This is a genomic window from Acinetobacter sp. 24-47-62 (genome assembly GCF_056779765.1).
Genome location: NZ_JBWYIN010000008.1, coordinates 1 through 14,603, shown reverse-complemented (window position 1 = coordinate 14,603; position 14,603 = coordinate 1). Strand labels below are relative to the sequence as shown.

The following is a 14,603-nucleotide window of genomic DNA, read 5'->3' as shown; positions in this document are numbered from 1 at the left end:
TTCTATTCGCCTTGCGCATTTTTTTTTGCAAATTGTTTAATATACGATGCGATCTCTTGGGCACGACTTAAAACAGCCCAATGATTCGCATCTAGCTCAACACGTTCAAAACCTGTCGCCCATTTTGGAATTTCGTCAATCAACTCTGGACTTACATATTTATCGCGTTTTAAGACTACCGCTTGAACGGGGCAAATCGCATGACGTTGACGAGGCATCGTTAGACGTGGAATAAAGTTTGCCCGATACAGTGCCACACCATACTCACCATCCTTAGAGATATTTTGGTTTACAGGTAAGCCTTTTGTATCTTCAAGAATTTCAAATATTTTGCCCCAGCGATCTGGATTGAGAAAATTCCACATCGTCGGTGCAACTACGGGTAGCTGAAATAGTACGATGTACCAAGACTTAATCAATTGCTTAAAGAACTTTGGTTTTTGATGTTTGAATTGTTCACGCATCCAATAAGCAGCATGGTCCAAGCATGGTCCAGATATAGTGGTATATGAAAGAATACGACCTTTAAATTTAGATTCAGTTACGGATTCCCATGTTTGAATTGAGCCCCAATCGTGTGCTGCCACATGAAAGTTTCGATTTGGCAACAGATGATTTACCACACTCTCCAAATCCAAAGACAGTTGAGCTAATGCATAAGCGCGAATCTTTTTCGGTACGCTCGATTGACCAGCGCCACGCACATCATAAGTTACAACAAAATAATCTTCGATTAAATTCGAAATGATTGGTTCCCATACTTCTTGATTGTCTGGATAACCATGCACAAGCACCAATGCCGGCTTATTCCGATCTCCCCATGTTTTAGCATAGAGTTTTTGTTGATCTGTCGTGTTAATCCAATGCGATTCAAATTGCATAATATGCTCAACCTTTTTTGTTATTGATTGACCGTTTTCTTGGTCTACGATGATTTTCGATCAATGCCAGAATATTTTTTGTACTTTAGTATGCTAACTAATGAAATAAAAATAATTGACCTAAATGAGTATTTTGAAAAAGCTAACGACAATTCCGTTAATCTCCAAGTATATGTTTAATAGCTTTGCACCCTTTCAAGGCGCAGGTATTACTATCGATAAAATCGACTTAAAAAATCATCATATTCGTGTAAAAATGCCACTTACACGAAAAAATAAAAATATTGTGGGTGTCCACTTTGGCGGTAGCCTTTATTCTATGGTTGACCCATTCTATATGACATTACTCATGTATCACTTAGGTGATAAATATATTGTTTGGGATAAGGCTGCAAGCATCGATTTTTTAACTCCTGGTCGTAGCACTGTTTATGCAGATATCCGCATTGATTCCAGTGAAATACAACTCATCAAAGAGCTCGCTAGCAATCACGCTCCTGTTTACCGTAACTATACTGTGAATATTATGGATGAATCAGGCTTACGGATCGCGGAAGTTCACAAAACTGTGTATATCCGTCGCAAGAAGGCAAAAGCCACACGTTTCCGTTAATAAAAAAAGCGCTCTATGAGCGCTTTTTTTATCACTTTAGCAAATTAACGATTATTTTGTTCTATCGCTTTTGCTCTATCGCTGCTCCTGCACCGCCGCCAATTGCACCACCAATTGCAGCGCCAGAGTTACCACCAAAAATACTTTTACCGACTGCAGACCCGATTGCACCGCCTACACCACTATAAGTGGCATTACGATCTGAGCCCCCTTGAGCTTTACTACCTACAGCGGCACCTGCACCACCACCAAGCGTTGCACCAACACCACCACCAACATTATTACCAACACCACCACCAAGTGCACCGCCTGCAGCAGCCGCACCAATACGCTGTTGATTCGGCGTCATGCTTTCACAACCTGCAAGTAGCATTGTAGATACGGTTGCCATCGCCATGACAGCTGTTAACTTTTTCATCTTGATGTCCCTCTTTGTCTATTTATATAAGCATATCGCGATCTAGAGAATAAAATTTTCAATTTCTGTTACAAGACAACGCGAAAATGATGCTATTTGTAAAGAGTTTTTTTCAAAATAAATATTTAGCCTCAAATTCACATTATCAAACTCAATAAAAAAGGCACCCGTAGGTGCCTTCTTAATTCAGTTTAGATTAAAACTGATCTTCATTTAATGCTTGTGAGAACGCTTGGTCAACTTCAGAGAAGTCATTAACCAATTCGTGTTCAGCAGCTTCTGCTTCTTGACGACGACGCTCTAAGTGGTAAGCCAAACCTGTACCCGCTGGGATCAAGCGACCAACAACCACGTTTTCTTTTAGACCGCGTAAATCATCTTCTTTACCTGTTACAGCAGCTTCAGTTAACACACGTGTTGTTTCCTGGAACGATGCAGCAGAAATGAACGAGTCAGTAGAAAGTGAAGCTTTCGTGATACCCATCAATTGACGTTCAAACCTCGCAGGGAACTTGTTCTGAGCAAGTACTGCTTGGTTTTCTTGGACAACACGGATGTAATCCACTTGCTCGCCTTTGATGAAGCTTGTATCACCACCATCGATGATCTCAACTTTACGCAACATTTGACGTACGATGACTTCAATGTGCTTATCGTTGATTTTTACACCTTGGAGACGATATACGTCTTGAACTTCATTCACGATGTAGTTTGTTAACGCCACTTCACCTTTCAAACGTAAGATGTCATGTGGATTTTGCGGACCATCAGAAATCGTTTCACCACGGTTAACATGCTCACCTTCAAACACGTTAATCGTACGCCACTTAGGAATTAACTCTTCGTAAATCTCTGAGCCATCATCCGGTGTGATCACAAGACGATTCTTACCTTTAGTTTCTTTACCAAAGCTTACAACACCTGAAACTTCTGCAAGGATCGCATGTTCTTTCGGCTTACGCGCTTCAAACAAGTCAGCTACGCGTGGAAGACCACCGGTAATATCACGAGTACGTGAAGTTTCTTGAGGTACACGACCAATTACATCACCCACACCAATTGTTTCGCCATCACGGACAGTCACAATTGTATTTTGTGGTAAGAAGTAGAACTGTTCACCACCATCAACTGTATCTAATACAATCGCTGGACGTAAGTCTTTACCAGAAGCTGGACGAGACGTTACAGGTAAAATTTCAACTGTCGTCATACCAGTTGCATCATCTGTTTTCGATGTTGCAGTCACGCCATCAGCGATTTGGCTGAAACGTGCTTTACCAGCAACTTCTGTTACCAATGGATGCGTATGCGGATCCCAAGTCGCTACAATACCGCCAGCTTCTACCGCACCACCATCTTTAATCAAGATTGAGGCACCGTAAGGAAGTTTATAACGCTCACGCTCACGACCGATGTCATCAGTGATACCAATCTCACCAGAACGAGAAACAGACACTAAGTGACCTTTAGCGTGTTGAACTGTCTTCACATTATGGAAACGGACAAAGCCTGCATTACGTACTTGAACACTGTTCGCAGCAGAAGTTCGGCTCGCAGCACCACCCACGTGGAATGTACGCATCGTTAACTGTGTACCTGGCTCACCAATGGATTGAGCAGCCATTACACCCACTGATTCACCTGGATTCACCAAGTGACCACGTGCAAGGTCACGACCATAACATTTCGCACATACACCAAAAGTAGATGCACAGTTTACTACTGAACGTACTTTAACTTCATCGACACCTTGCTCTTCTAGGTAGTTTGCAAGTTTCTCATCGATGAGTGTATTACGTGGCAGTACTACTTCATCAGAACCTGGTCGCTTCGCATCTTCAGCTAATACACGACCAAGCACACGAGTACCTAAGTTCTCGATAACATCACCACCTTGAATGAATGGCGTCATTACAAGACCGTCAAAAGTACCGCAATCTGGCTCAGTAATCACTAAGTCTTGCGCTACGTCTACAAGACGACGTGTCAAGTAACCCGAGTTCGCTGTCTTCAATGCTGTATCGGCCAAACCTTTACGCGCACCGTGTGTTGAAATGAAGTACTGAAGTACGGTCAAACCTTCACGGAAGTTCGCTTTAATTGGTGTCTCAATAATCGAGCCATCCGGTTTTGCCATCAAACCACGCATACCTGCAAGCTGACGAATCTGTGCTGCACTACCACGGGCACCAGAGTCAGACATCATGTAGATGGAGTTGAATGATTTTTGTTTCTCATCTTCGCCCTGTTTGTTCTTAACAGTCGTGTAAGACAAGTTATCCATCATCGCTTTCGCTACTTGGTCGTTTGTACGCGCCCAAATATCGACAACTTTGTTATAACGTTCACCGGCAGTTACGAAACCTTGTTCGAACTGTTGCTCAATTTCACGAACTTCAACTTCAGCTTTCTCGATGATTGAATACTTCGCAGGTGGAATCACCATGTCTTCCATACCAACAGACACGCCTGAACGTGTTGCTTGACGGAAACCGAGGTACATCAATTGGTCAGCAAAAATAACAGTATCTTTCAAACCAAGCTTACGGTAGCAAGAGTTGATCAATTTAGAGATGTTCTTTTTGGTCATCTCAACGTTGATTTGCTCGAAGCTTAAACCTTCTGGCACAACTTCCCAAAGTAAACAACGGCCTGGCGTTGTATCAACGATAATCGTTTGTTGCTCACGCTCACCATTTTCATTGATCACAGTTTGATGTACACGAGCTTTAACGCGAGCATGTAAATCAACTTGACCTGTTGCAAGCGCACGGTTTACTTCGTGAGTATCCGCGAACACCATGCCTTCACCTTTGGCATTGATTGCATCACGCGTGATGTAATACAAGCCTAAGACAACGTCTTGCGATGGAACGATGATTGGTTCACCGTTTGCTGGAGACAAGATGTTGTTCGTTGACATCATTAACGCACGAGCTTCTAATTGAGCTTCAAGTGTTAATGGAACGTGTACCGCCATTTGGTCACCATCGAAGTCGGCGTTGAACGCAGCACATACGAGTGGGTGTAGACGGATCGCTTTACCTTCGATCAATACAGGTTCAAATGCTTGAAGACCTAAACGGTGAAGTGTTGGCGCACGGTTCAACATCACTGGATGTTGACGAATCACAGATGCAAGAACGTCCCAAACTTCTGGAGTCTCACGCTCAACCATTTTCTTCGCAGCTTTAATGGTAGTTGCTTGGCCAGACGCTTGTAATTTCGCGAAAATAAACGGCTTGAATAACTCAAGTGCCATTTTCTTAGGAAGACCACATTGGTGAAGACGTAAAGTAGGACCTACAGTAATTACCGAACGACCAGAATAGTCAACACGCTTACCAAGTAAGTTCTGACGGAAACGACCTTGTTTACCTTTGATCATGTCTGCCAAAGATTTAAGAGGACGTTTGTTCGAACCAGTAATTGCACGACCACGACGACCGTTATCTAACAATGCATCTACAGACTCTTGTAACATACGTTTTTCGTTACGTACGATGATATCTGGTGCAGCTAGATCAAGAAGACGCTTTAAACGGTTGTTACGGTTAATCACACGACGATAAAGATCGTTCAAATCAGATGTCGCGAAACGACCACCTTCAAGTGGTACAAGCGGACGAAGATCTGGTGGAAGTACTGGAAGTACAGTCAACACCATCCATTCTGGTTTGTTATTCGACTCTTTGAACGCTTCCATTAACTTCAAACGCTTAGATGCTTTCTTAAGCTTCGTTTCAGAAGTTGTATTTGGAATTTCTTCACGTAAACGAGAAATCTCAGCTTCAAGATCGATGTCTTTCAACAAATCTTGAACTGCTTCAGCACCCATTTTCGCAGTGAATTCATCACCGTGCTCTTCTAATGCTGTGAAGTATTCTTCGTCATTCAGAAGTTGGTATTTCTCAAATGGCGTCATACCAGGATCTGTTACAACGTAAGATTCGAAATACAATACACGTTCGATATCACGTAGCGTCATGTCTAAAAGAAGACCGATACGGCTAGGCAGTGATTTTAAGAACCAAATGTGTGCAACTGGTGAAGCAAGCTCAATGTGACCCATACGCTCACGACGAACTTTCGCAGTTGTTACTTCAACGCCACATTTTTCACAAATGACGCCTTTGTATTTCATACGCTTGTATTTACCACACAAGCATTCGTAATCTTTTACTGGACCAAAAATTTTGGCACAGAATAAACCATCACGTTCAGGTTTGAACGTACGATAGTTAATTGTCTCTGGCTTTTTAACTTCACCATGAGACCATGACTTAATCATTTCTGGTGACGCAAGACCAATACGGATGCGATCAAACTCTACAGGAGCATGACCGTCTGAATCCGTCTTTTTGCGCATGATATCGAGCAAGTCTTTCAATTTTTTTCTCCGTGTGTTGTGGAGATTTTCACTTCACAACTGGGTCACAAATATTGTTTTTTAACTGAATTGGTAATCTCCCCTAACCCCTCTTTTTTAAAGAGGGGTTAGTCTCCCCCTTATCAAAGGGGGATTGAGGGGGATTTAGTCACCATTTTTCAGTTCAATGTTGATACCTAAAGAACGGATCTCTTTGGTCAATACGTTGAACGATTCAGGCATACCTGGGTCCATATAATGGTTACCATCTACAATGTTCTTATAGATACGGGTACGACCCTCAACGTCATCCGACTTCACAGTCAGCATTTCTTGAAGCGTATAAGCTGCGCCATATGCTTCGAGTGCCCAGACCTCCATCTCACCGAAACGCTGACCACCGAATTGTGCTTTACCACCAAGCGGCTGTTGCGTTACAAGCGAGTAAGAACCTGTAGAACGCGCATGCATCTTGTCATCAACCAAGTGGTTCAATTTCAACATGTACATGTAACCTACAGTTACAGGACGGTCAAAACGTTCACCAGTACGGCCATCATACAGTACTGTCTGACCAGTACGTGAAAGACCAGATAGTTCTAATAACTCTTTGATTTGACCTTCTTCGGCACCGTCAAATACTGGTGTTGCAAGTGGAACACCTTTACGGAGGTTGCCTGAAAGTGCCAAGATTTCATCATCAGTTAAGCTATCAAGATCTTCTTGCTCGCCACCAACTTTGTTGTAAATCTTGTCTAAGAATTCACGAAGTTCAAGTACAGTACGTTGTTCTTTCAACATTTGATCGATCTTGTCACCAAGACCTTTCGCAGCCATACCCAAGTGAGTTTCAAGAATCTGACCCACGTTCATACGTGAAGGTACACCTAGTGGGTTCAATACGATATCTACTGGAACACCATTCGCATCATGTGGCATGTCTTCAACTGGCAAGATGTTTGATACAACACCTTTGTTACCATGACGACCCGCCATCTTATCACCAGGCTGAATACGACGTTTTACTGCTAGGTAAACTTTAACAACTTTCAATACGCCAGTTGTTAACTCATCACCTGTAGAAAGCTTGCGTTTTTTCTCAGCGAATTTCTCATCGATTTCAAGACTCTTCTCTTTCAAGAATACTTGAATTTGAGTTAAACGCTCCGCGATGCCTTCATCTACTGGTTGGATATCAAGTAGATCAACAAGTTCTAGATTTGAAAGAACTTCATCAGTTAACTTATCGCCACGTTTTGTTGTACCGCCGCCATTAGACTCTTGACCATTCAACAAACGTACAACGCGCTCACGTGCAGCTTCTTCGAAGATTTTGTATTCTTCTTTCAAATCTTTACGGTATGCATCAAGTTGAGCTTTTTCAATCGCTTGAGCACGTTCGTCTTTCTCGATACCATCACGAGTAAACACTTGAACGTCGATGACTGTACCCTTCGTACCAGATGGAACACGAAGTGAAGAGTCTTTCACATCAGCTGCTTTTTCACCAAAGATTGCACGAAGCAATTTTTCTTCAGGAGTCAACTGCGTTTCGCCCTTAGGTGTTACTTTACCAACTAAGATGTCGCCAGCAGTTACTTCAGCACCGATATAGACAATACCTGATTCATCAAGCTTAGAAAGTGCAGCCTCACCTACGTTCGGGATATCAGCAGTAATTTCTTCTGAACCAAGTTTAGTATCACGCGCGACACAAGAGAGTTCTTGAATGTGAATAGACGTCAAACGATCTTCTTGAAGAACACGCTCAGATAATAAGATCGAGTCTTCGTAGTTATAACCGTTCCAAGTCATGAACGCGACACGCATGTTTTGACCAAGTGCCAATTCACCGCCATCAGTTGATGGACCATCAGCAAGTACATCACCACGACCAACTTTGTCGCCTAGGTTCACAAGCACTTTTTGGTTAATACATGTGTTTTGGTTTGAACGTGTGTACTTAATCAAGTTGTAGATATCTACACCTGCTTCACCCGCAACCATTTCATCTTCATTCACACGAATAACGACACGAGATGCATCTACGTATTCTATACGCCCGCCACGTTTCGCGATCACACACACGCCTGAGTCATGCGCCACGTTCGCTTCCATACCTGTACCAACAAGAGGCTTGTCAGCAATCAGCGTAGGAACAGCCTGACGTTGCATGTTGGAACCCATCAATGCACGGTTCGCATCATCGTGTTCAAGGAATGGAATCAGTGACGCAGCCACAGAAACAACCTGCTGAGCAGATACGTCCATGTGCGTTACTTTTTCTGGCGGCATACGTACGAAGTCACCTTGGTGACGAACAGATACGAACTCTTCTGTTAAGTTGCCATCTTTATCCAATTGAGAATCGGCCTGTGCAATCACAGTACCTACTTCTTCAATTGCTGATAAATATTCAACTTCATCCGTTACACGACCATCAACAACTTTACGATATGGAGTTTCTAAGAAACCAAAGCTATTCGCTTTCGCATATACAGATAATGAGTTGATCAAACCAATGTTTGGACCTTCAGGCGTTTCAATTGGACAAACACGACCGTAGTGAGTTTGATGTACGTCACGTACTTCGAAGCCCGCACGTTCACGTGTTAAACCACCTGGACCTAATGCTGATACACGACGTTTGTGTGTAATTTCAGACAATGGGTTGTTTTGATCCATGAACTGAGATAACTGACTTGAACCAAAGAATTCTTTGATTGCAGCCGCTACTGGTTTTGCATTGATCAAGTCTTGTGGAGACAAGTTATCTGTCTCTGCTTGTGATAAACGCTCTTTCACAGCACGTTCAACACGAACTAGACCAACACGGAATTGGTTTTCTGTCATTTCGCCAACAGAACGTACGCGACGGTTACCTAGGTGGTCGATATCATCGACTTCACCTTTACCGTTACGGATTTCAACCAGTGTTTTTAATACGTCAATGATGTCATCGTTTGAAAGAATACCTTCAACTTCACGTGACTTCTGATCTGTACCCACTTCGTAAGGACGACCCAAACGACGGTTGAACTTCATACGACCAACTGGTGATAAGTCATAACGTTCAGAAGAGAAGAACAAGTTATTGAATAAGTTTTCTGCAGCTTCTTTCGTTGGTGGCTCACCTGGACGCATTACCTTGTAAATTTCTACAAGCGCTTCTTCACGACCAGAAGTCGTATCAGCACGTAATGAATCAGCTACGAATGAACCGCGATCGATGTCGTTGGTATAAAGTAGGTTAAATTGCTTAACGCCACCTTCAGCAATTTTAACCATCACTTCATGGCTAAGAACCGTGTTTGCAGCAATCACATCACCATTGTGTAATGTAATGTCTTCAGCAGTAATACGCTCATACAAATATTCATCAGGTACTGGAAGTTTAGTTAAGCCTGCAGCTTCCATTTGACGAACATGACGCGCATTAATACGTTTACCTTGCTCAACGATTGTCTTACCGTCATTGTCTTTGATATCAAATTGTGCCATTTCGCCACGCAGACGCTCTGGAACCAAGTCAATTTGATAGCTGCCCATGTCTAGATATACAGGAACTTTTTCATAGAACATGTCTAGAATTTGTTCGTTTGTATAATTCAAGGCACGAAGAATCACAGTCGCAAGTAATTTACGACGACGGTCAATACGTACGTATACTAAATCTTTAGCATCAAATTCAAAGTCTAACCATGAACCACGGTAAGGAATGATACGTGCTGAATAAAGCACCTTACCACTTGAATGCGTCTTACCCTTGTCATGATCAAAGAACACACCAGGTGAACGATGTAATTGAGATACGATTACACGCTCAGTACCATTGATCACGAACGTACCATTCTGTGTCATAAGTGGCATTTCACCCATGTACACTTCTTGTTCACGTACATCTTTAATTGATTTCGTTTCGCGATCTTTAATGATCAAACGAATTTTTACGCGCATTGGTGCCGCATAAGTTGAGCCACGAAGAATACATTCGCGAACGTCAAACTCTGGTTTACCAAGGCTATACTCAACGAATTCTAAAGCAGCATTCCCAGAATAACTTTCAATTGGAAAAACTGAACGAAATGCGGCTTGGAGACCGATATCTTCGCGGTTTTTTGGTGTTTTGCCATCTTGAAGGAACGTTCTGTACGAGTCGACTTGAATCGCGAGCAGGTACGGAGCATCCATCACTTGGGGCAATTTACCAAAATTCTTACGGATCCGTTTCTTTTCGGTATATGAGTATGCCATCTGGAGTCCTCGGAAAGTAAACTAAACCCGCCTGCAGAACGGGTCTAGAAGGAATTACGCAGGTCGATATGACCACCACTTTGTTCAAATGCTGCAATGTTCAGTGGTATTAAAACGCTTAACAATATTTTTAAACATGGAAAAATATTGGTAAGCGTTTGATTTTATTCAATTATAGTTAGTATTGATGATTTTTACATCAAGTTAACAAAAATCGAGCCGATAATTGTAACGCAAAAAGGCTGATGACCCAAGAGCCATCAGCCAATTTTTGGGGTCAAATTAATATTGGCCCCATGGCGAAATTACTTAACAGTAACTTGAGCACCAGCTTCTTCAAGTTTCTTCTTAAGTTCTTCAGCTTCTTCTTTAGAAACACCTTCTTTAAGAAGAGCTGGAGCGCCTTCAACTAAATCTTTAGCTTCTTTAAGACCAAGACCAGTAGCTTCACGAACTGCTTTAATTACAGCAACTTTGTTAGCACCGAAAGAAGTCAACTCTACGTTGAATTCAGTTTGTTCTTCAGCAGCAGCAGCGCCAGCACCTGGAGCAGCAGCTACAGCTACAGCAGCAGCAGATACATTGAATTTTTCTTCAAAAGCAGAGATAAGTTCAACAAGTTCAAGAACAGTTTTTTCAGCAACTGCGTTTAAGATTTCTTCGTTAGTTAAAGCCATGAGAATAACTCCAAATGGATATTGAATGGTGTGGAAATTGATTTATTAAGCTTAAGCAGCTTCTGACTCGTTTTTCTCTTTGAGCGCAGTAATAAGGCGACCCAATTTCGAAATAGGAGCTTGAAGAACGTTTGCAAGCATAGTAAGCGCTTTTTCTTGGTTCGGAAGGTTCGCGATTACGCTAACTTCAGCACCTTGATAAACCTTGCCATCGAATGCAGCAGCTTTAAGTTCAAATGCTTTATTAGTTTTAGCAAATTCTTCAAACAAACGAGCAGCTGCGCCCATGTCGTCTTCAGAAGTCGAGAAAGCTAAAATTGTTGGGCCAACAAGGTTGTCGTTCAAGATATCGAACTGAGTATCTTGAAGAGCACGTTTAGCTAAAGTATTACGCACGATACGTGTAGTAACACCTAGTTTACGAGCTTCAACACGAAGAGCAGTTAATTGCTCAACAGTTAAACCTTGGTAGTCAGCAACAACAGCAGTGAAAGCAGTAGAAGCAACAGCGTTAACTTCAGCTACGATCTGTTTTTTGTCTTCGATAAGAAGAGCCATTGTAAAACCTCCTAACGGTGATTTATGTACTCACGCGAAGTACACTCCCAGTTCGTTGACTCATCACTGAGTCAACACGCGGAGGATGAACTAAATCACACCACCGCGTCTACGCAGGCTGGAATATTAAGAGCGAAGCATAAAACTCCCCTCGCCTGAGGTCTTTGACGCTGATAAATTCTCATTTACCAATTCAAAGTTTGCCTAAGTTCGCAAGAAATCCAAAACCGGTATCTTGCGTAAGATTTGAAGCAGCGCTTCAAATCTTACTCAGGGCTTTAAAATTCTGTCTAAGTTAAACTTAGTTAGAAACGTTAGTTACATCAATAGTAAGACCAGGACCCATAGTTGAGCTTAAAGTGATCTTTTTGATATAAACACCTTTAGAAGTTGCAGGTTTTGCTTTCTTAAGGTCAGCTACAAGAGCTTCAACGTTTTGACGAACAGCTTCAGCAGTGAAACCTACTTGACCGATCGCAGCATGGATGATACCCGCTTTGTCTACACGGTAACGTGCTTGACCAGCTTTTGCATTTTTAACTGCAGTTGCTACGTCAGGAGTTACAGTACCCACTTTAGGGTTTGGCATTAAGCCACGTGGACCAAGGATTGTACCTAACTTACCTACAACGCGCATTGCATCTGGAGCAGCAATCACTACGTCAAAGTCAAGGTTACCCGCTTGAATGCTTTCAGCAAGGTCATCAAAACCAACTACGTCCGCGCCTTCAGCTTTAGCAGCTTCAGCAGCAGCGCCTTGAGCAAACACAGCTACACGTACAGTTTTACCAGTACCTGCAGGAAGTGTAGTCGCACCACGAACAACTTGGTCAGATTTACGAGGATCAACACCTAGATTTACAGCTACATCCAAAGATTCTTTGAATTTAGCAGCTGGAAGGCTAGAAAGTACTGCTACAGCTTCTTCCAAAGTATAAACTTTGTTCGCTTCTACAGCAGCTGCAATCGCTTTTTGACGTTTAGTTAATTTAGCCATGTCTTAAAGCTCCACTTCCAAGCCCATAGAACGTGCAGAACCAGCAATGGTACGTACACGCGCGTCTAAGTCAGCACCAGTTAAATCTGGTTCTTTAGTAGTCGCGATCTCTTCTAATTGAGCACGAGTCAACTTACCAACTTTAGTTTTGTTAGGTACAGCTGAACCCTTTTGGATACCAGCAGCTTTCTTAAGCAGAATAGCAGCAGGCGGAGTTTTCATGATAAATGTGAACGACTTGTCGTTGTACACAGTGATCACTACAGGAATCGGAAGACCAGCTTCAAGTTTTTGTGTAGCAGCATTGAATTCTTTACAGAATGCCATGATGTTTACACCACGTTGACCTAGTGCAGGACCGATTGGTGGAGATGGATTCGCTTTACCAGCTGGAACTTGCAGCTTGATATAGCCGTCAATCTTCTTAGCCATTTCAATTACCTCTGGGTACAAACGCCGATTAAGGCTCCCCAATATTTACAAGTAACGATACCGTTACAACAACAATGCCCGATTAATAAAATCGGGCGTTTTCAACCAATTCAGATTAAATTGTTTTTTCGACTTGGCGAAATTCCAATTCAACTTGAGTTGGTCGATTGAATACATTAATCGTCAACGTTAAGCGTGACTTTTCGTACTGGACTTCTTCCACCACACCTTTAAAGTCTGTGAATGGACCATCAGTAACCAATAATTCTTCGCCTGGCTCGAACATTGTCTTAGGACGAGGTGCTTCGCCAGTATTGCGTACACGTGCAAGAATCGCGTCAGCTTCTTTTTGCGTAATTGGAGCAGGCTTTTCTGCCGTACCACCAATAAATCCGAGTACTTTTGGACATTCTTTAACAATGTGCCAAGTATCATCATTCATTTCCATTTCAACTAACACATAGCCTGGAAAGAATTTACGCTCTGACTTACGTTTCTTACCATCCTTCATCTCTACCACTTCTTCGGTAGGAACAAGGACTTCACCAAAGCTATCGGCAACAGCGCTACGCTGGATTCGATCATTAAGCGAACGCATCACTTGTTTTTCATAACCTGAATAGGCATGAATAATGTACCAACGTTTCATAGCTCTTTTACCCGATAATAAACTTCATCAACCAACTAATAATGTAATCAAAACACCATAAACCAATAGCGGTGATTACAACAACAAGTAACACTTGCCATGATGCAGTTACTGTTTCTTGCTTTGTTGGCCAAATCACTCGACGCAGTTCAATGCGTGAGTCTTTCAACAAACGAACAAAGCCTTTGCCTTGATGGGTGGCGTATAATAAACCTAAAGCCACAACGATACAAGCCAAAATCACCCCAACACGCACCCAAATATTGTTTGCGGGAACCCAATATGCTGGAAGATGTTGATTTACCATAAGTGCACCAGCAAGTAATGCCAATGCAATAATCCATAAAATCACGTCAACTGGTGAACCAGATTTAACGACTTCAGCGGAATTGTTTCTTTGAGGAATTGGCGCGTCGCTTAATGCGTCACGCGATTTATCATTCGACATTTTTGTACTCGTCGTTGAATTCGCGACTTATTATATGACCAGTTTAGCCAGCATCAAGCTTTTTATCAAAAATAATTTGGCAGGCCAGGAGGGACTCGAACCCCCAACATTCGGTTTTGGAGACCGACGCTCTACCAATTGAACTACTGACCTATAACAAAACCGAGAATCGAAACTCTCGGTTTTCGTTTGTACTTCTATTATGCAGTTACTTTCGCAACAACACCAGCACCAACTGTACGACCACCTTCACGGATCGCAAAACGTAGACCTGGGTCCATTGCGATTGGGTGGATTAATTCTACTG

At 42.4% G+C, this 14,603-nt stretch carries 12 protein-coding genes and 1 tRNA gene; 1 reads left to right on the top strand and 12 read right to left on the bottom strand.

Annotated features, from left to right (window positions below):
* Nucleotides 1–2: 2 nt before the first annotated feature.
* Nucleotides 3–881, bottom strand: a complete 879-nt coding sequence (locus AC1M87_RS07435; protein ID WP_092766628.1) for an alpha/beta fold hydrolase — start codon at nt 879–881, stop codon at nt 3–5.
* A 124-nt stretch (nt 882–1,005) separates the two neighbouring features.
* Here AC1M87_RS07435 and AC1M87_RS07430 point away from each other — a divergent pair, with 124 nt between their 5' ends.
* A complete protein-coding gene (locus AC1M87_RS07430) occupies nt 1,006–1,494 on the top strand; it encodes a DUF4442 domain-containing protein (protein ID WP_035265952.1) in 489 nt (162 codons plus the stop codon).
* Nucleotides 1,495–1,555: 61 nt separating this feature from the next.
* Here AC1M87_RS07430 and AC1M87_RS07425 read toward each other — a convergent pair whose 3' ends face one another.
* The 11 genes from AC1M87_RS07425 to AC1M87_RS07375 form a co-directional block, all read right to left on the bottom strand.
* Complete coding sequence (locus AC1M87_RS07425) at nt 1,556–1,912, bottom strand: hypothetical protein (protein WP_035265949.1); 357 nt, start codon at nt 1,910–1,912, stop codon at nt 1,556–1,558.
* A gap of 196 nt (nt 1,913–2,108) precedes the next feature.
* Entirely contained in the window at nt 2,109–6,302 is a 4,194-nt protein-coding gene (gene rpoC, locus AC1M87_RS07420; protein WP_481593348.1) for a DNA-directed RNA polymerase subunit beta', read from the bottom strand.
* A 144-nt stretch (nt 6,303–6,446) separates the two neighbouring features.
* Nucleotides 6,447–10,535: a DNA-directed RNA polymerase subunit beta gene (gene rpoB / locus AC1M87_RS07415; RefSeq protein ID WP_481588572.1), complete on the bottom strand. Its 4,089-nt coding sequence runs from the start codon at nt 10,533–10,535 to the stop codon at nt 6,447–6,449.
* 305 nt (nt 10,536–10,840) lie between these two features.
* The gene (gene rplL / locus AC1M87_RS07410) at nt 10,841–11,212 is read right to left on the bottom strand and encodes a 50S ribosomal protein L7/L12 (RefSeq protein WP_035265942.1); all 372 of its coding nucleotides are present in this window, start codon (nt 11,210–11,212) and stop codon (nt 10,841–10,843) included.
* Nucleotides 11,213–11,263: 51 nt separating this feature from the next.
* Nucleotides 11,264–11,770: a 50S ribosomal protein L10 gene (gene rplJ / locus AC1M87_RS07405; RefSeq protein ID WP_035265941.1), complete on the bottom strand. Its 507-nt coding sequence runs from the start codon at nt 11,768–11,770 to the stop codon at nt 11,264–11,266.
* Between the two features lie 301 nt (nt 11,771–12,071).
* Complete coding sequence (gene rplA, locus AC1M87_RS07400) at nt 12,072–12,767, bottom strand: 50S ribosomal protein L1 (protein WP_035265940.1); 696 nt, start codon at nt 12,765–12,767, stop codon at nt 12,072–12,074.
* Between the two features lie 3 nt (nt 12,768–12,770).
* The gene (rplK, locus tag AC1M87_RS07395; RefSeq protein ID WP_004813566.1) at nt 12,771–13,199 is read right to left on the bottom strand and encodes a 50S ribosomal protein L11; all 429 of its coding nucleotides are present in this window, start codon (nt 13,197–13,199) and stop codon (nt 12,771–12,773) included.
* A gap of 115 nt (nt 13,200–13,314) precedes the next feature.
* Nucleotides 13,315–13,848 carry a transcription termination/antitermination protein NusG gene (nusG, locus tag AC1M87_RS07390; RefSeq protein ID WP_035265938.1) on the bottom strand — a complete coding sequence of 178 codons (534 nt, stop codon included), beginning with the start codon at nt 13,846–13,848 and terminating at the stop codon, nt 13,315–13,317.
* 7 nt (nt 13,849–13,855) lie between these two features.
* Nucleotides 13,856–14,296 (bottom strand): preprotein translocase subunit SecE, encoded by a 441-nt coding sequence (gene secE / locus AC1M87_RS07385; protein ID WP_035265936.1) that lies wholly within the window; start codon nt 14,294–14,296, stop codon nt 13,856–13,858.
* Nucleotides 14,297–14,373: 77 nt separating this feature from the next.
* Nucleotides 14,374–14,449: transfer RNA gene (locus AC1M87_RS07380), tRNA-Trp, on the bottom strand.
* A gap of 47 nt (nt 14,450–14,496) precedes the next feature.
* The coding region (locus AC1M87_RS07375) for an EF-Tu C-terminal domain-related protein (RefSeq protein WP_074166867.1) at nt 14,497–14,603 on the bottom strand (107 nt) is incomplete at its 5' end.